This window comes from Marininema mesophilum (genome assembly GCF_900106775.1).
In the GTDB taxonomy this organism is placed as follows: Bacteria; Bacillota; Bacilli; order Thermoactinomycetales; family DSM-45169; genus Marininema; species Marininema mesophilum.
On sequence record NZ_FNNQ01000003.1, the window covers coordinates 159636 to 183139 of the forward strand.

Genomic DNA, 23504 nt, shown 5'->3' on the forward strand with positions numbered 1-23504 from the left:
AGATAGTATCTGAGCCTCATGAAAGGAATGACGGCTGATGTTAAATTTATTGCGCAAAATGATGCCCAATGCTAATGAACGAGAGTTAAAGCGATGCTATCGGATCGCAGATCAAATTGAAGAATTGGAATCGCAGTTTTCTGCCCTTACGGATGAAGAACTTCGTGGAAAAACAGAAGAATTTAAAAAACGATTTGCTGACGAGGAAACGCTGGATGACCTCATGCCAGAAGCCTATGCGGTGGTGCGTGAGGGAGCCAAACGTGTCCTTGGGATGCGGCATTTCTATGTACAGCTAGTGGGGGGCATTGTCCTGCATAATGGGGATATCGCAGAGATGAAAACTGGGGAAGGGAAAACCTTGGTTTCGACCCTGCCAGCATATCTGAATGCCCTTGCAGGTGAAGGGGTTCATGTGGTTACGGTTAACGATTATTTGGCTCGCCGGGATAGGGAGTGGATGGGCCAAGTATTTGAATTCCTCGGTTTAACGGTGGGACTCAACCTGCCTGAACTTTCTGCAGAGGAGAAGCGTGAAGCTTATCTAGCGGATATTACCTTCGGGACGAATAATGAATTTGGTTTTGACTATCTGCGAGATAATATGGTCCTTTATCCAGAAGAGTCTGCCCAGCGAAATCTCTACTTCGCCCTTATTGATGAAGTGGATAGTATTTTAATTGATGAAGCGAGAACTCCCCTGATTATTAGTGGGCAAGCGAATAAGGCGACTGATCTATACTATGCTGCCGATAAGGTAGTAAGTCGTCTGAAGGCAGAAGAGGATTACACAGTGGATATCAAAACCAAGAGTGTTTCTCTAACAGAGAAGGGTGCAGATAAAGCCGAATCCTTCCTTGGAATTGAGAATCTTTTTGATGCCAAAAATATCACGGTCAATCATCATATTCAACAAGCCCTTAAAGCCCATGTCATTATGCATCGGGATTATGACTATGTAGTTAACGAAGAAGGAGTCATCATCGTTGATGATTTCACTGGTCGATTGATGCATGGCCGCCGCTACAGTGATGGTCTTCATCAAGCGATTGAGGCGAAGGAAGGTTTGCAGGTACAGCGGGAGTCGATGACGCTGGCTACAGTTACCTTGCAAAACTATTTCCGTTTGTATGAAAAACGAGCTGGGATGACGGGTACGGCGAAGACGGAGGAAGAAGAACTTCGCAAGATTTATGGCATGGATGTTGTTCAGATTCCGACCAATAAAGAGATGAAACGGAAGGATCACAAGGATGTCATTTACCAAACAGAAAAGGGTAAATTGCAGTCTGTTGTTGATGAAATCGCGAACCGACATGCTACAGGTCAACCGCTTCTGGTGGGTACGGTTTCCATTGAGAAATCCGAGCTGATCTCCAAGCTTCTCAAGAAGAAAGGCATTCCACATCAAGTTCTTAATGCGAAGAACCATGCAAAGGAAGCGGAGATCATCTCCCAAGCAGGTCAGCGTGGCGCAGTTACGATTGCGACAAACATGGCCGGGCGGGGAACAGATATTGTATTGGGTGAAGGGGTCGATGAGATAGGTGGCCTTCATGTGATGGGAACAGAGCGACATGAGAGCCGCCGGATCGATAACCAGCTCCGCGGTCGTTCAGGCCGTCAAGGGGATCCAGGTTCCTCCCAATTCTACCTTTCCTTTGAGGATGATCTACTCCGTCGGTTTATTCCAGATTCCTTCCAAGCGAGAATCGCCAATATGAACATCGATGAAGGATCACCGATTGATGGCCCTGGGATTACCCCGGCGATTGCCAATGCTCAGAAGCGTGTAGAAGGGAACAACTTTGATGCACGCCGTTGGGTACTCCAGTATGATGATGTCTTGAATCAACAACGGGAAATCATTTATGGTCAAAGGCGCCAGGTGTTGACGGGGGATTATAATGAACTACGAGAGATTGTATTGGGGATGGGTAAAAGCTTGACTCAACACGCGGTTGAGTCTCATATTTCAGAGGATGAATTACCAGAAGAATGGGATATGGAATCGATTGTTGAGTTCCTCCATAACTCGCTCTTTAACGAGGATTCTGAGCTGGATGTGGAAGAATTTGAAGGACTCGATAAAGAAGAGCTGATTGCGGAGATTTACGAGCAATTTGAGGGTGCTTATAAGGTTCGCGAAGAAGAACTGGGCACTGAGCGGATGGAGGATTTCACCAGAGTAGTGATGCTTCGTACGGTGGACCGGAAGTGGATGGACCACATCGATGCGATGGATCAATTGCGTGAAGGTATTCACCTACGGGCCTATGGACAAAATGATCCTCTGCGGGAATATCAATTTGAGGGACATGATATGTTCCAAGAGTTGGTGAAAGATATCCAGGAGGAAGTTGTCCGTTATGTGATGAAGGCTGTATTTGAAGAGGATGAAGAATTTGAGCGGGAAGAAGTTGCTACTCAGCAAACGACTTCGGGTGGTGGTTCCCCAAGCAGTGACGAAGCACCAAAAAAAAAGCCCATCCGTAAAGTAGATAAGGTTGGAAGAAATGACCCTTGTCCTTGTGGTAGTGGCAAGAAGTATAAGCATTGCTGTGGCAAGGCAGTTAAAACAGGCTAAATTCTGAATGGTTTCACCAGGGATTCTAGATCCCTGGTGTTTTGCCGTTCTGTTTGATATGATTTCGTTGGTATTTATTGAAGGTCAAGGAGAGGGTACGACATGTTAATCAGCGAGCTAAGACAAGAGCTTACCAATACAGCCCAGCGTTTGGCGGACATCAGGGGGTCTCTTTGACCTCCCTAACAAAGAAAAACGGGTAGAAGAGTTGGATCGGGAGATGTCCGATCCATCCTTCTGGAATGATCAAGCCTACGCACAAAAAACGATCGATGAATCCAATCGGCTAAAAACACAGGTACAAGGGGTTAAGGATCTGGAATCCAGTCACGAGGACTTGGCCGTCATGGCAGAGCTGATCGCCGAAGAGAATGACGATTCGATGCTTTTAGAAGCAGAAGAAGGGATGAAAGAGCTTAAACGGACATTGGATGAATTTGAGCTTAATCTCCTTCTTTCTGAACCCTACGATAAAAATAATGCCATCTTGGAGCTTCATCCAGGGGCAGGTGGGACAGAATCCCAAGACTGGGCAGAGATTCTCCTGCGTATGTACACACGCTGGGCAGAGCGGCGTGGATTTAAAGTAGAGACGCTTGATTATCTTCCAGGTGATGAAGCGGGAGTAAAGAGTGTGACGCTGCTTATTAAGGGACATAATGCCTATGGTTATTTGAAAGCGGAGAAAGGTGTGCACCGTTTGGTACGGATCTCTCCCTTTGATGCTTCGGGACGACGGCATACCTCCTTTGTTTCGGCTAACGTCGTGCCTGAGATCGATGATGATGTCGAGGTCGAAATTCGGACCGAGGACTTGAAAATCGATACCTACCGCTCCAGCGGTGCGGGTGGACAACACGTCAACACGACAGACTCTGCTGTACGGATTACTCATCTTCCTTCAGGAATCGTTGTGACCTGTCAGTCCGAGCGTTCCCAGATTAAAAACCGTGAACGGGCGATGAAAATCCTGAAGGGTCGATTATTTGAAAAGCAACTCGAAGAGAAGAAACAACACTTACAAGATATCCAGGGAGAACAGTCGGATATTGGCTGGGGTAGCCAGATTCGTTCCTATGTCTTCCATCCCTATAGCATGGTAAAGGATCATCGGACTTCTGTGGAATCGGGCAACGTCCAAGGCGTTGTCGATGGAGATCTGGATGCTTTTATTGAGGCATATCTTCGTAAGATGATCGATGTATCATAATTGGATAGGTAGCTAAATTAGCAAGGCCTCACAAAAACCCCTTCTTGTAAAAGTACTACTAGAAGGGGTTTTTGTGAGGCTCTTCTAACTGAGGGGTATTTTCCTAAATACGACTCTTATTGACACTCCCACGGCTGAAGCACCCCAAGGGCACTTCCTTCGGGCGCTGATGGGATTCTCGGGTAGTTAGCGCACTCAATTCATTTCTGCGTAAGAGATTGTTTTTTCAGAGAAGCGATCTGGGCTTGATGATAGCGACTATGATCGGCGATGTGCCAGATTCCCCAACGATCGTACGTCATATGCTATCCCCCTTATAAATTTTTTTCTCAAAAATAGTGGACAACCTATGGAGAAAAGAGGATATATGCACATCCCGGTCAATGTTGCTGTGAGATTAACCATGTCCGATTAAATCGATAGGTGAGAAGGTCCTCCCGGGGAATGCAAAAATAGAGAAGTCCCAATCCCGTTCCCTCTTGTTCAAAGACGCTTGTGTCGACCTGTAGGAGTAACACCCACTCATCTGTTGGGATTCCGGAACGGAGAGCACATTCTTGAAATACATTTCCCGAGATTTCAAGGGGTTCACCAAAAGCTTGATGATCTCCCTCATCACGTTCTTCCAAATCATAAAGTTGATCCATTAGATGGAAGTACATATCATTCATATCTTCAGTAGCTTCAACATCAGGGAGTTGCTTGTCCAGAGAAAAGGTGATCGGTCGTTCCGAAATTAACAACTCACGAGGCAGTTCATCTGGAAAAAGGGCTGGTCGAAGCTCCTCTTCCTTCACATCGCGGTAAAAAACGACCCATGAATCAGGAGTCAGCGCAGTAGGAGGTTGGATGTCATCGATGGCAAGAAAAAAGTAAAGCATCCCTTCTTTTGGTAGGGAATGGACACTTCCTGTAGCAGTAAGCTCTTCAAGGTTATACTGAGCAAGGAAACTGAGCATTCGGCCAGGAGTTTCTGGGTAAGTTTCATCCATTGGTAAATCAGGTAATCCGCCAAATTTAGAGCTACCGATGAAGATGTCATCCTCCTCATCACCTGGGTGAATCTTTATGTAGGGGATAAGGGTAGAAAGGATCTCATCCTCCATCTCTTCCAGCCCATTTTCAGTCAGTAAGTGGCGAATGTTATCTTCTATTGATGGGGTCATCCGATGATCTCTCCCTTTCAGTTTAGGAACTTTGCATCTATTTTACATGAAAAAAGGGGAGCACTCCATGGATCGGGCTCGAGGGTGAAAGGGTAGTAGATTTTGTGATAAGATCCAGATAGTCAACCACCGGTCGTATGAACGGTTTGGAGGGAAGTATCGTGCAAATTAAGTCGATAGAACCGACACCAAGTCCTCATTCAATGAAGATTAATCTCGATCAGAAGGTATCGAAGGGAGGGACTTACACCCTGGAGCGATGTGAGGATGCGCCCGATTATGTGAAGCAAATCCTCACAATTGAAGGGGTAAAAAGCATTTTTCAGGTAGCGGACTTCTTGGCCATTGATCGTGATCCGAAGGTAGAATGGTTACATATCCTCCCTCGGGTCAGAGAGGTTTTTGGAGAGGGTACAGCAGCAGAGTCGCCCCGTGGAACAACTCCCTCCTCTGAGGAAGCCTATGGTGAAGTAAAGGTTTTTCTGCAAACCTTTCGTAGCCTGCCCATTCAGTTAAAACTGATCTCCTCTGGAGAGGAGAAGCGCTACCCACTTCCAGAGCAGTTTGCAAAGGCGGTGATGGAAGCTCAATCCTCCTCGGCGAACATGGTGATGGAGCGGAAGTGGGAGGAGCGGGGGGTTCGTTACGGTGATTTTGATGAAGTAGGTGCAGAAGCAGCGCAGGAAGTGGTGGCTGCCTATGATGATAAACGTTTGCAGGAGCTGATTAAACAAGCCTTTGCTCAAGGCCCTGGAGAACCAGCGCCGGAGATGCGACCTTCGTATCCGGTGACGGTGGAGATGATGAAAGACCCGGATTGGAAAAAGCGCTTCGCTGCACTTGAACAGATGAATCCTACTCTAGATGATCTACCAGTCCTAGCCCAGGCACTGACCGATGAAAAGACGACGATCCGCCGGTTGGCTGTGGCCTATCTTGGCGGAATCGAAGAGAAGGAAGTCCTACCCCACCTCCTAAAGGCGTTGAAGGATTCATCCGTAACGGTTCGTCGGACGGCTGGAGATTGCCTATCGGATCTTGGTGATCCTAAAGCAATCCCTGCTATGATAGAATCTCTTCAAGATAAAAGTCGATTAGTGCGGTGGCGTGCGGCGATGTTCTTATATGAAACCGGTGATGAAAGTGCTATTGCTGCGCTTAGAGAAGCCCAGCAAGACCCTGAATTTGAAGTAGCCATGCAAGCCCGTATGGCCCTGGAACGGATTGAAAAGGGAGCAGAAGCGAGTGGTTCCGTCTGGCGGCAAATGACCAATCGTAATCAATCCAAAGAAAACATATGATTATAAAAGAGATCCAGCCGAATGTGGAAGGATCTCTTTTTTATATAGGAAATACAGGATTGGAAAGAAGAATAGAGAACCTATGACATGGAGCATGTACAGATTAGAGGGGCTTGACAGTTTTTTGAAGAATCAAGTACGTTTTAGAGGTGATCCAATGGTGTTTTATTTACTATTGTGCAGAAGGATGCTCTCTAACGGGTGTACTAGGAGAGGGGAAATGATCCGACGATATTTTCGTTGAGATGGAAAGAAGCGCATCGTATTAACTGTCCAGGTGGATGATTGGTGAGATTACATAACGGAGGCGAATGCGGTTGGAATGGAAGAATATTGTCGTCGAAAAAGGTGAAGGTTGGGCATTGGTAACGATTAGTCGGCCGAAAATGATGAATGCTCTTAATCAGGAAACCCTAGCTGAATTGAGTCAAGTGTTGGATTTTCTGGAGAGTGAAGAGGATATCCGTGCGTGGATTCTCACTGGTGAAGGGGAGAAAGCCTTCGTTGCAGGGGCGGATATAAAAGAATTGCGCGATGTGCCTTCCTCTGCTGAAGCGGAGCGACTGGCTAATCGTGGACAAGCGCTATTCTCGCGGATCGAAAACTCCCCTAAGCCTGTGATCATGGCCGTCAATGGTTTTGCTTTAGGTGGAGGATGCGAATTGGCGATGAGTGGGGATATTCTGTTGGCTTCTGAAAAAGCCCGTTTTGGCCTGCCAGAGATCAACCTAGGAGTGTTACCTGGCTATGGCGGAACCCAGCGGTTGGCAAGATTAGTAGGGAAATCAACGGCGAAATATCTTGCGCTAACTGGGGAAATGATCGGTGCCGAGGAAGCTCTGCGCATTGGTTTAGCGCAAAAGATGATCCCAGCAGATCAATTACTGGATGAAGCCAAAAAATTAGCAAGTACACTGGCGACAAAGGCACATGTAGCTATGACAGCGATTAAGAAGTCCATCAATCAAGGCCTAGAAACGCACCTATCTGCAGGATTAGCCTTGGAAGCTTCGCAATTTGGTGTGGTTTTCGACACTGAGGATCGATTAGAAGGTATGGACGCGTTCCTAGAAAAGCGAAAGCCCGATTTTAAAGGCAGATAAACACGGTTAATCGGACCTTGCATAAAAAATGAGGGTGTTGCTGTCGTTTCCCGGGAAATAATCGAAGGGTGACAGTAGGGGCGAATTCTTCGACAGAAGGGTTTCTCTATTTGACATCGAATCCGAAAGTTCCCCCTTTGCACCCGGGCATTTGGCAATCCAGCATCAGCTAACCGGTTGTGTATGCGACAGGTATTAGAAGGTGTTAAAATGAAAAACGAAGGGATGAGTGTTGCCTATTTATTTGTGGGTGTACTACCCCTTGTGAACATAGTGGCTATTTCGTTGAATCGATTCTGGATCATTGGCGGAAAGTAGCGAAAAAGTTTATGATGAACCGGCGATAAACCGACTTTGAACGCCGGATGATACATATCTGGCGTTTTTTCGTGAAATAGTAACACCTCTATGGACAAGAAACCGCTAGAATGAAGCTACAATCCGAAATACATAGGGGGATATATCCGATGGCTGGTTCTGTGTGGAAATTTACGTTGTTAGGGGCAGCAATTGTCGTTTCTTTGACCGCATGTGCCCAGGATAAAGGAAGCGATAAGGAGAAACCATCCGTGTCCGCTTCACCGAAACAGGTTTTTAGTAATAATTGTTCCAGCTGCCATGGAGATCAGTTGCAAGGGGGGATGGGACCTGACTTGAGAAAAATCGGTAGCCGCTACTCTGCCAAGGAAATCGCAGCAGTTATTGAAAATGGTCAAGGACAAATGCCTCCTCAAAAACAACTGAACGCAAATAGTCGAAAGAAGTTGGCCAATTGGTTAGCGAAGAAGAAGTAAGAGTGAATGCAGGATAATGGTTCAATGGAATGGATGTCAATAAATCCTTGGTCCGAGATGCTACTGGGGCCAAGGGTATTTTATTTTTGTGAGTGACGTGAATTTGTGGATCACGTCATTTTTTATTAGTTCACGTGGGAAGCAGGCATCTCTCTTCTTCTAGGTGAAAAGAAGGAAATAACTTCCCAACAGGGGAGACAATTTTCTCATTGAATAAATATAAATACTAATGTATAATCATACGAAACGATTTTATGGGGAGAAAATGGGGGAGAGAACGGATGAGAGTAGCTGTGATTGGGGCAACGGGTTATGGTAGTGCTGAATTGATTCGTATCTTGGAGAACCATCCCTATGTAGAACTTGAGACGCTGATCTCCTCCTCCCAAGCAGGGGAAGAGCTGGGGAGTGTATTTCCGCATCTTTCCCAGCGGGAACTCTCTTTGGAAGAGTTGGATTTGGACCAACTCGCAGAACGTGTGGATGGTGTTTTTTCCGCAACGCCTGCGGGGGTGAGTGGAGAGTTGCTCCCAGAGTTGGTAGAACGGGGAGTGATCGCGATTGACCTCGCAGGAGATTTCCGCCTTGAGGCAGCAGACTACCAGACATGGTATAGCAAAGAGCCTGCACCGTCAAAGTGGTTGTCCGAAGCGGTATATGGGCTAAGTGAATGGACAGCAGATCAAGTGAAAAAAGCCAGGTTGGTGACCAACCCAGGTTGTTATCCAACGGCAACATTGCTTGCCCTCTTGCCCTTGGTACGGGCAGGAGTGATCGCGAAGGGCCCTGTGATGATCGATGGGAAATCTGGGGTGTCTGGAGCCGGTCGCGGGTTAAAGCAAAGTAGCCTTTTCTGTGAAGTAGAGGGGAACCTCTTTCCATATAAAGTAGCGGAGCATCAACATACACCAGAAATCGAACGATATCTGTCGATGATCGGGGGCGATCCCCGTACGGTTACCTTTACGCCGCAGATTGTGCCGATGAGTCGCGGGATTCTTACTACGATTTATGCGCCTGTGGAGTCAGGTTGGAGGACTGATCAGGTACGTGAAGTTATTGAAAGGGCGTATCGTGAGAAACCATTTATTCGCCTTTGTGAGTCGGGAAGGTGGCCGCGAACAAAGGATGTAGCTGGTAGCAACTTTTGTGATCTACAGGTAAAAGTGGATGAGCGGACGGGAATGGTCATTGCAGCTGCAGTGATTGATAACTTGATGAAAGGGGCCGCTGGCCAGGCGGTTCAAAACCTTAACTTGATGATGGAATGGCCAGAGTCGACGGGGCTTTCTATGTTGCCTGTCTATCCATAAATGTTAAGGGTGGGAGAGGAGATAAGGAGAATGGATTCTACGTTATGTGCGGAACCCTTGCAGGAGAATGCCCACTACTATACAAAAATAGCCAACCCGATGATTACATCTCCCCGTGGCTTTACGGCCGCAGGGCTTCATGCAGGGATTAAAAGAAAACGGAAGGATCTTGGATTGATCTGCTGCGAAGTGCCTGCGGCAGCAGCAGCTGTCTATACAACCAATGCATTTCAAGCAGCTCCCTTAATGGTTACCCAAGAAGGGATGGAAGTGGAGGGACGGATGCAAGCGTTGCTCGTCAATAGTGGGAAAGCGAATGCTTGCACTGGAGAGGCAGGGCTACAAGATGCCTACCAGATGAGGGAATCGGCCGCGGTGGCGCTTGGATTGCCCGAGCATCAAGTAGGCATAGCATCGACAGGTGTAATTGGTGAACGAATCCCGATGGGTCCACTCACTCGTGGGGTGCCTGAATTGATTGAGCAGTTAAGTAAAGAGGGTAGCGATGATTTTTGTCATGCTATTTTAACGACGGATACAGGGATCAAGACCGTAGAGGTTCGTTTAACCATTGATGGAAAGGAAGTGCGGATCAGTGGTGCTGCCAAGGGATCTGGAATGATTCATCCCAATATGGCAACGATGCTTGCTTTTGTAACAACGGATGCGGTGATTGAGCCCTCGGTATTACAGGGCCTTCTACGGGAAGTGACCGATGAAACATACAACATGATTACCGTTGATGGAGACTCCAGTACCAACGATATGGTTGCGGTGATGGCGAGTGGGTTGTCTAATCATCAACCTCTGACAAGAGAACATACGGACTGGTTAGTGTTTAAAGATGCTTTTACCTTTGTATCCCAGGAATTGGCCCGGATGATTGCGCGGGATGGAGAGGGAGCAACAAGGCTGGTAGAGGTGGAGGTAAAGGGAGCAAGTACATTAGAAGGTGCGCGGCAGGCGGCAAAGGCGATTGTAGGATCTAGCCTGGTAAAGACAGCGGTGTATGGAGCAGATCCAAACTGGGGGAGGATCTTATCGGCTGTGGGTTACAGCGGAGCGGCAGTCAATCCCGCACAAATCCAGGTGACGATCGGCGAAGTGATCGTTGTCGATGGAGGGCAACCGGCCCTTTATGATGAGGAGTTAGCTCGACGGGCCCTGGATCAGCCCTTGGTTCACATCGGGGTGGATCTAGGTCTTGGAACGGCGAGTGCAACCGCATGGGGATGCGATCTCACCTATGATTATGTACGAATTAACGCGAGTTACCGTACCTAAATGGGTTCATTAAAAAGGAGGAATGATCGGTGAAAAAGGTAGTGATTAAAATCGGAGGAAGTGTGATGGAGGATCTGGATGCTTCTTTTTTTACAGAATGTGCTTCCCTGGTAAATCACGGCTGGTGGCCGATCATCGTCCATGGTGGAGGACCATCGATCAATCGTATCCAGGAGTCTTTAGGTCAAGCTCCTGTGTTTGCAAAGGGATTGCGGGTTACCGATGATGCCTGCCTGGAGACGGTGGAAATGGTGCTAGGTGGGAGTGTCAATAAAACATTGGTCAGTCGCCTGCAACAAGCAGGAGCAAAGGCAGTTGGCATATCAGGGGTAGATGGTCCGTTGTTGGAAGTAAGCCAAAAGGATCCAGAGCTTGGCTGGGTGGGGGAAGTGGAGGATGTTCACACTCAATTACTGGAAACCTTGCTTGCAGGCGGCTGGCTTCCCGTGGTGGCCTCCCTCGGAACAGATGGATGTGGCCATCGCTTTAATGTCAATGCGGATACAGCCGCAGGTGCGATTGCAGGTGCTCTTCATGCTGAGAGGTTGATGCTCGTTACCGATGTGCCAGGAGTCTTGGATCGGCAAGGATCGTTATTGTCCGAGGTGACTCCAGGGAGAATCGCGACCATGGTGAAGGATAAAGAGATCTATGGTGGGATGATTCCTAAGGTGAAAGCGGCATTAACTGGGTTAGATTATGTCCAAGAAGTAGTGATCACTGATGGCCGACAAGACTATCCATTTAGCAGGATAGAGAAGGGGATCCCAGGCGGAACGAGGATTGTGAAGGAGGAGAAAGAAGATGGGCTTATTTCCAACCTATCGAAAAAGTGAGATTCGCTTAAAAAAGGGAGAGGGCGCATGGTTGTGGGACGAAGAGGGGCATCGTTATCTAGATTATACATCGGGTATCGGTGTATGTAATCTAGGGCATGCCCACCCACGGGTTACGGAGGCGTTAGGAGAACAAGCCTCTAAGCTGTGGCATACTTCGAATCTGTTTCCTATAGCGGGGCAGGAAGAGGCAGCAGAAATGCTCCTTCGCGCGACAGGCTTGGCCAATGCTTTTTTTTCCAATAGCGGAGCAGAGGCCAATGAAGCAGCGATCAAATTAGCCCGTCGTTGGGGTCATCAGGTTAAAGGAGTCTCCAAACCTGAAATTCTCACCTTTCACTCCTCCTTTCACGGCCGGACACTGGCTACCTTGACAGCGACAGGCCAAACAAAAGTACAGGAGGACTGTGGCCCACTACCAGAGGGGTTTGTTTTTGCCACCTATAACGATATGAACTCAGTTAAGGAGGCAGTGAGTGAGCAGACAGTGGCTGTTCTTCTGGAAGTGATTCAAGGAGAAGGTGGGATTCAACCTGCTCAGCCCAGTTTTCTCAAGGAGCTTGAGGCCTTTTGTCGTGAGCAGGGGCTTCTGCTGATGTTGGATGAAATCCAAACTGGATTGGGTCGAACGGGTACGCTCTTTGCCTTTCAAGCTATGGGGATTCAACCCGATGTGGTGACCTGTGCAAAGGGACTGGGCAATGGGTTTCCTGTGGGTGCGATGTTGGGGCGTGCGGGCTTAGAGGATCATCTGGGGTACGGTAGCCATGGTACAACCTTTGGCGGAAATCCCTTGGCGATGGCTGTAACTGGTGCGGTATTGGCAGAAATGATAGAAACATCCTTGCTCGAGAGGGTGCAAGAGACAGGTAAATACCTAGCTAATCAGCTCCATGAAAAACTGCTCCCATTGGCTGGGGTGAAGGAGATTAGAGGGCGAGGAATGATGTGGGGCATCGAGCTTGAAACGCCAGCGGCTCCTTTGGTAAAGCGGTTAGCAGAAAAGGGTCTGTTGGTTATCACGGCTGGTGAATATGTTCTGCGCTTGTTACCCCCTTTGATCATCACCAAGGAGCAGATGAACGAGGGAGTAGACATGATTGTAGCGGCGATGAAGGAGGTGAGGGTGGATGAATGCGTATCTCGTGTTTGAAGATGGGGACGTGTTTCCAGGAGAATGGATTGGTACACCGAAGATGGTTGCTGGTGAGGTGGTCTTTACCACTGGCATGACAGGATATCAGGAAGTAATGACAGACCCCTCTTATGCTGGGCAGATTGTTACCTTTACTTATCCGCTGATTGGTAACTATGGAACGGTTATCGGTGAGAGTGAAAGTAGCGCACCTCCATGTACGGGGGTCATCATGAGTGAATGTTACAGCAAAGCAGACCTCGGTGAGTGGCTTGATCAGCATGGTGTGCCAGGGATTGCTAGCGTAGACACACGCGCAGTCGTAAAAAAGATACGCTCCAAGGGAGCTTTACGGGGACAGATTACGTCTCACCCTATCTTTACTGAGATGGAGGTAGCTTCTCCGGACTCGGTCGAATGGGTTGAGGCTGTTAGTGTGGATGAGCCCGTTTTCCATACTTCATCCAACCCTCATGCACCTCATATCGTCCTCATCGATTTTGGTTATAAGGCATCGATTCTCCATGCCTTACAAGAGCTGGGCTGCCAAGTGACAGTCGTCCCATGGTATTGGTCAACGAAAGAGATCCTCGATCTTAAGCCCGATGGACTTCTGTTTTCTAATGGTCCAGGAGACCCGAAGGCCCTTACACCGTGGCTTGCTGGGTGGAAGAGTCTAGTGAAACAACTGCCGACACTGGGTATCTGCCTTGGTCATCAAGTGCTGGCTAGTGCCTTTGGTGCAGATACAAAGCGGCTTCCCTTTGGACATCGTGGGAGTAACCACCCTGTGCGCAATCAATTGACTGGGGAAGTGTGGATTACCTCGCAGAATCATGGCTATACCGTGTCCGCGGATAGCTTAGACCCTGCTGAGTGGGTTTGGACACATGTCCATGCTAACGATGGGTCGGTAGAGGGGTTGGCCCACCGGATCTATCCTGTGACGACGGTTCAATTTCATCCTGAAGCGCATCCAGGGCCAAGTGATGCGGCGGGGTTATTTCGCGATTTCGTTACACAAGTAACGGCGAAGAAGGAGGTGGAGGTCGTTGGCTGATCAGAAAAAATGGGGCAGTGTGCTTGTGATCGGTTCCGGTCCAATTGTCATTGGGCAGGCGGCGGAGTTCGATTATGCGGGTACCCAGGCGTGTCTTGCTCTGAAAGAAGAAGGGATTCGAGTCATCCTAGCTAATAACAACCCGGCTACTATTATGACAGATGAAGAAGTGGCTGATGTTATTTATATGGAACCCCTGAACGCAGAGGTGTTGACAGAGATTATTCGTAAGGAGCGTCCGGATGGTCTCTTAGCCACGATGGGTGGCCAGACAGGACTCAACCTCGCGATAGAACTAACTGAACGGGGAGTGCTTTCCCACTATGGAGTGGAACTACTGGGGACACCTGTAGAGACCATCCGTAAAGGGGAGGATAGGGAAGCCTTTAAGACGATGATGGAAGAGATCGGTGAACCTGTACCTAAGGGATCTACAGTGGCAAGTGTAGCCGAGGCGCTGACCTTCGCCGAAGAAATTGGCTATCCAGTGGTGGTTCGCCCAGCCTATACCTTGGGTGGATTTGGTGGGGGAACAGCAGAGGACGAGGAAGAATTGGCCCACATTGCTCGGCAAGGATTGGCGGCAAGTCCTATCTCTCAGGTGCTCATCGAGCAGAGCATCCTGGGATGGAAAGAGCTTGAGTATGAAATGATGCGGGATGCGGCAGGCACCTGTATCGCGGTTTGTAATATGGAAAACATCGATCCAGTAGGTACACATACAGGAGATTCAATCGTAACGGCTCCCTCTCAGACCTTAACAGATCGTCAGTATCAGTTGTTACGCAGTGTGGCAGTGAAGGTGATCCACGCTTTAGAGGTGGTAGGTGGGTGTAACATTCAAGTGGCTCTTCATCCTAAGACGAGTGAGTATGCCATTATTGAGGTGAATCCTCGGGTAAGTCGCTCGAGTGCGCTCGCATCCAAAGCCACGGGGTATCCAATTGCCCGATTAGCGACAAAGCTTTCCATCGGCTACCGTCTGGATGAGTGTACCAACCCAGTAACCGGGCACACCAATGCTTGCTTTGAGCCAACATTGGATTATGTAGCTGTGAAAATGCCCCGCTGGCCCTTCGATAAGTTTCCCCATGGGGACCGTCGGTTGGGTACACGGATGAAAGCAACAGGGGAAGTGATGGCCCTTGGACGGAATTTAGAAACGGCATTATATAAAGCGATTCGTTCCTTAGATGTTGGTAGATATGCCCTGCTTTCTCCATTGGAGGCGTCATGGTCAGAGGAGGATCTAGTTTTTCGCCTAGCAAAGCCGGATGATCAGCGTTTCTTTGCCCTTGGTGAAGCCTTTCGTCGGGGATGGAGTCTCGATGAAGTACAGCGACTCACGGGGATCACTTCCTACTATTTAGAAAAAGTGTGTGTTATGGTTTCCCTGGAGTTAGAACTTCAGGAATCTGATTGGGTAACCGTATCAGAGGCGGTATTGAAAAAGGCGAAGGAATTAGGAGTGGCGGATGCTTTCCTAGCTCAACTATACGATGTGGATGAGTCTACAGTACGAGAGCGGTGGAAGAAAAAGAACTGGGCTCCCTCCTATAAATGGGTCGATACCTGCGCTGGGGAATTTGTGGCGGAGACTCCCTATTACTATTCTTCCTGGCAGGGAGAGGATGAAGTAGAGTTTGTAGAGGCATCCCGCCGGGTGATGGTACTCGGCTCGGGTCCCATTCGTATCGGTCAGGGGATCGAGTTTGATTATTGCTCCGTCCATGCGGCGAAATCCTTACTAGAAAATGGTGTACTCTCTGTGGTGGTAAATAATAACCCGGAGACGGTAAGTACCGACTATACCACCGCAGACCGACTCTACTTTGAGCCGCTAACTGTAGAAGATGTATATCAGGTAGCGATCAAAGAGAAGGTGGACGGTGTTTTGGTTCAGTACGGAGGACAGACGGCGATCAAACTGATTCAAGGACTGGAAGAAGCGGGGTGTAAAATCCTAGGCACCTCAGCAGAGGCTATTGATCGTGTGGAGGATCGCGAGCGGTTTTATGAACTTCTCAGTGAATGCTCTATTCCTCATATTCCTGGACGGACAGCTACCACTGCAGAGGATGTAATGCACTTAGCTGAGGAGTTAGGTTTCCCGATTCTGATTCGCCCCTCCTATGTGATTGGTGGTCAGGGGATGCAGGTGGTACGGAATGCTGCGCAGTTAGCCACTCTGATAAACGCTGTTGACAATGGTTGGACAGAGGACGTCTTTCCTCTTTTGCTAGATCGATATGTAGAAGGGATCGAAGTCGAAGTAGATGCTGTGACGGATGGTCGCGACTTCGTCATCCCGACAATGGTGCAACATGTAGAGCGTGCAGGTGTTCATTCAGGGGATAGTCTTTCCATCTTGGCGACCCCAGATTTGAATGAAGAACAGCGGAAAAAAGTAATCGAGTATACAACCCGTCTCGTACGGTCCCTCCCCCATGCGGGACTTCTCAATATTCAATTGGTGGTGACTCCAGAGGAGGTATTTGTCCTTGAAGTGAATCCAAGAGCCTCTCGTACAATTCCTGTCATTAGCAAGGTAACCGGTGTGCCGATGGTAGATTGGGCGACGCGGGTGCAATTGGGTGAATCTCTCGCCTCCTTTGCTCCCGTGGGCTTAATGTCAGCTCCAGAGCGATGGGCCGTGAAAGGATCGGTTTTCTCTGGTGCGAAGCTGCCCAATGTGGATCCAGCTCTTGGCCCTGAGATGAAATCTACGGGAGAGGTTTTAGGCTTGGGTGACAGCTTGGAAGAAGCGGTTGCAAAGGTGCTCCCCTGGACGATGGGCGCAACACTACCTGTTTTACAACCTGGGACAGGGATGTTGCTCTCTGTAGCGGATAGTCAAAAGGAAAATCTCGCTACCTTGTTACCCGAAATCGTGCGTAAGGGAGTCACCTTGTTTGCTACACCGGGTTCAGCAAACTGGCTTCATCAAGAACTTGATCTTGAAGCAACAGTGCTTACTAGAGAAGATTTGCTAGACTGGTTCCGTACTTCGATGCCAAAGTTGGTCTTCAATCTTCCTACCCAGGGAGGGGACTCATTACGGGATGGATTCTATTTACGTCAGATGGCAATGGAGTGGCAAGTCCCTTGTTTCACCTCCCCAGACACCTTCAGGTTGTTCATCCAGACAGAGAAGTGGCGTAGCCTTTCAACCTGGACATTGAACCCCTTGATAGCCAATGAACGAAAGGAGATGATGATCGGATGAGTAGTATCTCACACGCCTGGATGGCAGAACCCGTTTCTCTCGCTGGGCAGGATTGTTTAAAACTATCGGACTATACAGTGGAAAGTATAGAAGCTCTGCTCGCCCTTGCCCTTGAAGGGAAGGAAAAACAAAAAAGAGGAGAAGCTTGGCGCCCTCTTCTTGGTAAAACCTTGGCCATGATCTTTGAAAAACCTTCTACACGGACACGGGTTTCCTTTGAAGCGGGAATGGCACAGTTGGGTGGCCATCCCCTTGCCCTTGATCGTGATAACCTCCAGCTAGGTAGAGGCGAATCGATTGCCGATACGGCAAAGGTGTTCTCTGGTTTTGTTGATGGGATCCTCATTAGAACCCATCGTCATACCGATGTCGAAGAATTGGCAGGCCATGCGACGATTCCAGTCATCAATGGATTGACAGATCTTCATCATCCTTGTCAGGCCCTTGCTGATTTACTGACTCTAAAGGAGATCAAAGGTAACCTGAAGGGGAGAAAGCTTGTCTATGTGGGGGATGGGAACAATGTTTTTCACTCCCTTGCTGAGGCGGCTGCCTTGACAGGGTTACACATCGTTGCCGTAACCCCTCCTGGTTATGAACCCGATGGTTCCATCGTGGCAGAAGCGAAAAAAATTGCTAAGCAGACTGGGGCAACGATTACCTGCACCCATGATCCGTTAGAGGCTGTTGCTGATGCGGATGCCATTTATACTGATGTATGGGCGAGCATGGGGCAAGAAGAGGAAAAAGAGAAGCGGAAAGAGGTATTTGCAGGTTATCAGGTGAATGAGGATCTCCTGAAGCATGCAAAGGACGACGTTACCTTTCTTCATTGTTTACCCGCTTACCGTGGGCTAGAGGTGACTGCAGATGTGATTGATGGTCCTCGTTCTGCAGTATTTCAACAGGCAGAAAATCGATTGCATGCCCAAAAAGCATTGCTCGCGATGCTGTTGGGTGATCAATAAATAAGCAATCTCCTGGATTTAAGAAGATTGCTCGCATAATTGGATGAGAGAGCCTTCTTCATGAAGGCTCTTTGTCATGTCACTGTGCTAAAACCCTATACAGAGGCTTTCTCTGGCGTTTCAACCTTGTCGCGCACCTTTTTCGATCCATTTAGCGTATAAACCCAATACCACAAAAGGCCAAGAACAACAAAAAGTGAGGTAGATAAAAACATCCCTCGATATCCAATTGCATGGGCGATATAACCAAGTACAAACGCACCTGCGGCGATTCCGATATCCGCTGATATAAAGTAGGTAGCGGTTGCTGCTCCCCGTCGTTCTGTAGGGATGGATTGGATGACCATGGCGTGCAAGCTTGGCTGGATGGCACCAAACCCAAGGCCGATCCATAATCCAGCGAACAGGAATAAAACCATAGAGTTGGCTTGACTAAGTAAGAGGACCCCGGAGATACAAATGATAAACCCTGGATAGATAACATAGTTGGCGCCATACCTATCTGAGATCTTCCCGGTGATCGGTCGAGAGACAAGGAGGGATAGGGAGTAGACAGAAAAGAAGTAGCCTGCTAGAGTGGCCATCCCTAGTTCCTGGGCATATAGAGAGATGAAGGAGACGATTCCTCCATACAAGGAGAATAACAACAATGAAATAATTGAAATAGGGATGGCTTTCGGTTCAATGAACCTCTGCCAAGAAAATGGTTTGGATGGGGTATTCTGTACTGTCGGTTCAGGATAGTGGATAAGAGATCCGAGCAAGACACTGAGGCCAGCTAAGATAGAGCATAGGATAAACATGGTTGAAAAATTGGCCAATTGCATCGTCCATAGGCCCAAAGTAGGCCCTAGGATCATGGCTAAGCTTGCGAATCCGCTATAATACCCCAATCCCTCCGCTCGACGTTTATCCGGAATGATATCCGCTACCATTGTGCCAGACGCAGTCGTTGCCATGCCAAAACTGAATCCATGGAGGAAGCGAAGGGCAAAGAAGAGGAACAACCCTGTCATTCCTAGATAGCAAATCATCACGAGTAGAAATAATAATCGACTCCATAAGAAGATCTTCTTTCTCCCCACAGAATCTAGCCACCTACCTGCTAGCGGACGAGAAAAAATTTGTGCGGTAGAAAAAAAACCAATGATTAGCCCTACTTGATCTACACTACCCTGCAATACTTTCACTACGAATATAGGCAAAGTGGGCAATAGCATATAAAAGCTAGCAAACATAAAAAAATTACTCAATGCCAGAAGAATAAATTCCTTTGTCCAAAGAAGAGTGCTAGTTTCTGATTTTCTCAAAAAAGCCATCCCCTTTTCTTAATATTCAAACTTGCAAAATATTTCCTATCTAGTATAATATATCATAAGTTAAAATGTTAGGAGGTGATAAAAATGATCAAGTTTTCCAGTGATAAAATGGTGATTTTGACTGCCGCTTTCCCTGCATAATCTTCCAATGAATCCCCCAAGGGGGATTCATTATTCAATTATGTACAAGCACCAGGACGATGTTTATATAGAAAATGAATAGTGTGTGCCTTAATAGATGTACATAGATACTTGCAATCTATTAATGGAGGAGTTGTATAAAATGGTTCACGATAACGCTTTTCTTTCCGCGATCCTGCATGTCAGAGAAGTAGATCAACAGTCGAACATCTGGACGAAAAGTGTGTGTAGGTCCTTGGAGTCCCAGGATTTTAATCGAGTGCCTTATCACTTAGGCCAGCTATTAGAACCCTCTGTTTTACACGAAGTGTCCCATGTGACTCGTATCTCCAACCATCACTTAACCAACCTAGGGTATGAATCGGAAGGGCCAATGAAGAGTATCCAAGATCGCATCACCCAAAGATCCGATGCATCACCTGTGGAAAAGTTAAATCTGGTGTACTGTCTCGTCTCATTGTCCCGTTTTGAATTAGCAATGCATATACTCTCCTCCCTTCATCCAAATCAACTACGTCATGAGGATAAAATCTACCTTTACTTCATTCAGTTCTTAATAAAAAATCGGCTGAGTCAGCCATTTCAATCTGATTTTATGGCGATGAAGGTGCTACTTGAGGAGAATAGCCTCCCTGATTTGATTCGACTCAAGGTTTCCACCCAGGCCATCGTGTGGGAAATGAAGCAAAGGGCATTAGGTGAGGAATTATTTAATTGGTATGTTGATCAAGGTCTAGATACTTGCAAGAGACTAAAAGAGAAGGAAGGTCTATCAGAACAATTAGGGCTCTCATCCTTTTATCGTGCTTATGCGATGGTGCCGGCAGCGAAACAATTGGTAAAAGAAACAAGAGAAGAGATGGAACATGCTCTCCACTTTGCAAACATAGCCAAACCTACCAATCGATTAGAAGAGTGCAGAAAACTGGATGCGATGAAGACGTGTTTTGAATCGGAATTAAAGGAGCACTTATATCTTTCCAAGGACTATGAACAGGCAGAACGGGCAGGTTTTGATCTGATCCAGACGGATCCTCATTGGAGTATCTCCTACCATGAGATGGCAGAAGTCTATATGAAACTGAATAAGATAGAAGAGGCTCTTTCTATGTTCCGCAAATCCGCAGAGGTTGGGTTACCGCGTATTACCTTTACTCATTTCATGATGGGGTATTGTCTTGGAGAGTTGAACCGGGAGGAAGAGGCGATTGGTGAATTCATTCGTACCTTAGAGATCGATGCTTCCAATATTTCCGCAGGGATCAATGGATACAACCTGGCCAAAAAAATTGGCCATCATCGTGAAGATACTTTTAAATCCCATCTCACGAGATGGGAAGAGGAAGGAATTTTGAAAGAAGATCATAAGCAACACATTGCAGTGTGACCTCTGAAAGTTTTCAAAAGACCCCTAAGGTTAGGGGTTTTTTGAGTTGGTGATCGTAAGAATTAGTAAAAGGTTGACTTGACCGATGGATCATGTTTGGTATGATATTATTTAGAAATAATTTCTATTTTAACCTTATTACTTGTATGGGAGTAACGTGAGTAGGCTACTTTATGATGGTTTGATTAAGAATCTTGAAGATGTCAGGGCGAGGGGATGTAGCATGTAAGGTGGAGGGTTGTTTCCGCTTCTCTACACATATGATGAGGTAGATAAGGAAGAGGATTCTTCGCGACATGTATGTGAGTGGTTTGTAATAGACGAAAAGGTTTATGTGCAGGTGTCCTCAGAAATAGAAAGGTAGGAAAACATATGGAAGAAAAAAATAGCGTTCTTGAAGTAGATCCTGAAGAAAAGGACACGGGACGTTCCAAACGTCTAGCCAGCCTTTTCGCAGCAGCGATATTGGTGGTGTCTACAGGGTGTTCCGATGATGAAGCAAGGTGTACTGATAAAGATAAGGACAACTATTGTGATAAGGAAACCTGTGTGGATAAGGACGAGGATGGGTATTGTGACAATGGGGATGGTCGAGTAGGGGGCTCAGCTTTTTATAAGAATGGCAAAAAAGTATTCAAAAAAATCTCAGGGATTTCCTCAGGTTCTAAAGGTGGAGTGGGGAGTTCATCAAGGCATAGCAGCGGGGGGTGAGTCTCCTTGTCTCCTTCCTATGAAGCACGTAGACAGGAAATCTACAAGCCGATGCGGCAAGAAGGGATCTTTACCTGGGATATGTATAACGGTGTGGAGTATGCTTTAGCAATACCTGCTCCCATCTCATTAGAACTACGGCGCGAGATGGCGGAAGCCACTGAAGCCTTAGGAAGAGTTTATACACGAGTGACGGCAATTGTCCAACAAGGTGAGAAGCAACTTCTACAGGAATTGGGCCTTCCTAAGACTACCTGGGAAGCTGTTAGAATGGGGATGAACGGTGCCCCGCTCACTTTAGTAGGGAGATTTGATTTTGCTCTTACGGAAGCTGGACTCAAAATGTTGGAGTTTAACAGCGATACTCCTACTGGTATTGTTGAAGCATTTTATGTGAATCAACGCGTATGTACTGCATGGAATCTACCTTCCCCGAATGAAGGAGAGGAACCGAAGCTTCAAAAGGCTTTTGCAGACCATGTGCAATGGCTTCGTAAGCAGGGAAAGCCAACTGATGAGATCGTATTTAGTTCCCTTGCTTGGCATGAGGAAGATGCAGGCACGACCCGTTACTTGATGAAACAGTCAGGGTTACCCGCGTACTTTATTCCTCTGAACGAGCTTCGGGTGTCAGGGGACCGATTGTCTACTTCGGATGGTCGAAGGATCGATGTATGGTATCGTCTTCATGCCTTAGAAGTGTTGGCAAAAGAGAAAGATACAGATGGTTATCCCACAGGAAAGCATGTTCTTGATATTATTGCCGATGGGGGTCTATCACTGATCAATCCTCCCTCTGCCTTCATGGCCCAAACGAAAGCACTACAAGCACTGATTTGGAACTTATATGAAGAAGAGATGTTCTTAACTGAGGAAGAGAGACAGACTGTGGGACGATATATGTTGCCCACTTATCTGGAGAACACTTTCCAAGGCCATACTCCTCATGTGGTTAAGCCGATCTTTGGTCGTGAAGGGGGAGGAATCCTTCTTTGTGATACAGAAGGGACGGTTAATTATCGGGATGGTGAGAAGTACTACTGGGATCAACCGATGGTGTGGCAGGAGCGAGTGACGATGGAGGAAGTGGAAGCGGAGACCTTAGCTGGGACCTTTCATGGTCAGCGATTATGGGGATCCTTTCTCATTGGCGGAAAAGCTTCTGCCATCCTTACCCGTTTAGATGGACCGATCACTGGTAATCTAGCATATTATCAACCGACTTATTTAGCGTAGTATATATCAAAACAACACCCCCTCTAATGGACGCATGGATTTACGCTCGTTGTCCGAATAGAGGGGATGTTTTGTTGTGGTGATCTACTCTCACTAATAACTATAATTTCTGACCCTCAGGAAGGTACTGATTGGCACGAGTGAGGGCAGCAAGGCGCTGCTTACGTTCTCTACGGGCATCCCGGCGCTCGGGTGCTGTAGTATGAAGGAATTTTTCCTCTTCTGTTTCGGGAACAACCTGGGGAATAGGGGTGGGCTTACCGTTTTCATCTAAGGCGACAAAGGTGAGAAAGGATGTGGTGGTCAAATTTCGCGCTCCTGTAGCTAAATGCTCAGAAGTTACTTTGACAAAGACCTCCATTGACGTGTTTCCACACCATGTGACGACACCTTCAATAGTGACTGCATCTCCCATTTTAATGGGGTTTAAAAAATCGATAGAGTCCATGGAGGCGGTTACCACAGACTTGCGGGAGTGACGGGCTGCGCAGATAGCGGCTACTTCGTCGATATAAGCGGTTAATTTTCCCCCGAACATCGTGCCATGATTGTTGGTGTCCGGTGGAAGGACATGGGAGGTTTTAATGGTACGGGAAATGCTTGCAGGTAAAGATTCCATAAGGCTTCCTCCTAAAGTTCCGTAGGTCATGCATTCTCTCCCCCAATGTACCCTTTTCTAAGGCTTACTATGCAGTGGGTTCGTAGGATGCAAGAGTTTACTTTCCTC

18 protein-coding genes are annotated in these 23504 nt (G+C 47.5%); 15 read left to right on the forward strand and 3 right to left on the reverse strand.

Going from position 1 to position 23504, the window contains the following annotated elements:
• Positions 1-37: 37 nt before the first annotated feature.
• Positions 38-2587, forward strand: a complete 2550-nt coding sequence (gene secA, locus BLV90_RS04290) for a preprotein translocase subunit SecA (RefSeq protein WP_091736720.1) — start codon at positions 38-40, stop codon at positions 2585-2587.
• Positions 2588-2689: 102 nt separating this feature from the next.
• Positions 2690-3797, forward strand: a protein-coding gene (gene prfB / locus BLV90_RS04295) for a peptide chain release factor 2 (RefSeq protein ID WP_143034995.1) whose coding sequence is annotated in 2 segments (ribosomal slippage) — positions 2690-2761 and positions 2763-3797 — 1107 coding nt in all. Because the reading frame shifts where the segments join, the coding sequence is not laid out codon by codon here.
• A 380-nt stretch (positions 3798-4177) separates the two neighbouring features.
• Here the strand turns inward: prfB and BLV90_RS04300 are convergent.
• Complete coding sequence (locus BLV90_RS04300) at positions 4178-4963, reverse strand: DUF1963 domain-containing protein (protein WP_091736724.1); 786 nt, start codon at positions 4961-4963, stop codon at positions 4178-4180.
• A gap of 161 nt (positions 4964-5124) precedes the next feature.
• Between BLV90_RS04300 and BLV90_RS04305 the strand changes: the two genes are divergently transcribed.
• The 10 genes from BLV90_RS04305 (at position 5125) to argF (ending at position 17983) form a co-directional block, all read left to right on the forward strand.
• A complete protein-coding gene (locus BLV90_RS04305; protein WP_091736726.1) occupies positions 5125-6264 on the forward strand; it encodes a conserved virulence factor C family protein in 1140 nt (379 codons plus the stop codon).
• Between the two features lie 311 nt (positions 6265-6575).
• On the forward strand, positions 6576-7367 hold the full coding sequence (locus tag BLV90_RS04310; protein WP_091736729.1) for an enoyl-CoA hydratase-related protein: 792 nt from the start codon (positions 6576-6578) through the stop codon (positions 7365-7367).
• Positions 7368-7834: 467 nt separating this feature from the next.
• Positions 7835-8161: a c-type cytochrome gene (locus tag BLV90_RS04315; protein WP_177167890.1), complete on the forward strand. Its 327-nt coding sequence runs from the start codon at positions 7835-7837 to the stop codon at positions 8159-8161.
• Positions 8162-8442: 281 nt separating this feature from the next.
• Entirely contained in the window at positions 8443-9474 is a 1032-nt protein-coding gene (gene argC / locus BLV90_RS04320; protein ID WP_091736744.1) for an N-acetyl-gamma-glutamyl-phosphate reductase, read from the forward strand.
• Between the two features lie 99 nt (positions 9475-9573).
• A complete protein-coding gene (argJ, locus tag BLV90_RS04325) occupies positions 9574-10758 on the forward strand; it encodes a bifunctional glutamate N-acetyltransferase/amino-acid acetyltransferase ArgJ (RefSeq protein ID WP_091737039.1) in 1185 nt (394 codons plus the stop codon).
• Between the two features lie 29 nt (positions 10759-10787).
• On the forward strand, positions 10788-11594 hold the full coding sequence (gene argB, locus BLV90_RS04330) for an acetylglutamate kinase (RefSeq protein WP_091736746.1): 807 nt from the start codon (positions 10788-10790) through the stop codon (positions 11592-11594).
• A complete protein-coding gene (locus BLV90_RS04335) occupies positions 11563-12747 on the forward strand; it encodes an acetylornithine transaminase (protein WP_091736756.1) in 1185 nt (394 codons plus the stop codon). Before argB ends, BLV90_RS04335 begins: the two co-directional genes overlap by 32 nt.
• Complete coding sequence (locus BLV90_RS04340) at positions 12725-13789, forward strand: carbamoyl phosphate synthase small subunit (protein ID WP_091736757.1); 1065 nt, start codon at positions 12725-12727, stop codon at positions 13787-13789. The genes BLV90_RS04335 and BLV90_RS04340 overlap by 23 nt, the downstream gene beginning before the upstream one ends.
• Positions 13782-17015 (forward strand): carbamoyl-phosphate synthase (glutamine-hydrolyzing) large subunit, encoded by a 3234-nt coding sequence (gene carB / locus BLV90_RS04345; RefSeq protein WP_091736758.1) that lies wholly within the window; start codon positions 13782-13784, stop codon positions 17013-17015. The genes BLV90_RS04340 and carB overlap by 8 nt, the downstream gene beginning before the upstream one ends.
• Positions 17016-17035: 20 nt before the next feature.
• Complete coding sequence (gene argF / locus BLV90_RS04350) at positions 17036-17983, forward strand: ornithine carbamoyltransferase (RefSeq protein WP_091737042.1); 948 nt, start codon at positions 17036-17038, stop codon at positions 17981-17983.
• A 95-nt stretch (positions 17984-18078) separates the two neighbouring features.
• Here argF and BLV90_RS04355 read toward each other — a convergent pair whose 3' ends face one another.
• A complete protein-coding gene (locus BLV90_RS04355) occupies positions 18079-19293 on the reverse strand; it encodes an MFS transporter (RefSeq protein ID WP_177167892.1) in 1215 nt (404 codons plus the stop codon).
• Positions 19294-19585: 292 nt separating this feature from the next.
• Here BLV90_RS04355 and BLV90_RS04360 point away from each other — a divergent pair, with 292 nt between their 5' ends.
• From BLV90_RS04360 to BLV90_RS04370, 3 genes are all read left to right on the forward strand, one after another.
• Positions 19586-20830 carry a tetratricopeptide repeat protein gene (locus BLV90_RS04360; RefSeq protein WP_091736760.1) on the forward strand — a complete coding sequence of 415 codons (1245 nt, stop codon included), beginning with the start codon at positions 19586-19588 and terminating at the stop codon, positions 20828-20830.
• A 372-nt stretch (positions 20831-21202) separates the two neighbouring features.
• A complete protein-coding gene (locus BLV90_RS04365; RefSeq protein ID WP_091736762.1) occupies positions 21203-21541 on the forward strand; it encodes a hypothetical protein in 339 nt (112 codons plus the stop codon).
• A gap of 6 nt (positions 21542-21547) precedes the next feature.
• Positions 21548-22777 (forward strand): glutathionylspermidine synthase family protein, encoded by a 1230-nt coding sequence (locus tag BLV90_RS04370; protein ID WP_425433857.1) that lies wholly within the window; start codon positions 21548-21550, stop codon positions 22775-22777.
• A 100-nt stretch (positions 22778-22877) separates the two neighbouring features.
• On the opposite strand, the gene BLV90_RS04375 is transcribed toward BLV90_RS04370, so the two are convergent.
• Positions 22878-23396: an acyl-CoA thioesterase gene (locus BLV90_RS04375; protein WP_091736765.1), complete on the reverse strand. Its 519-nt coding sequence runs from the start codon at positions 23394-23396 to the stop codon at positions 22878-22880.
• Positions 23397-23504 lie beyond the last annotated feature (108 nt).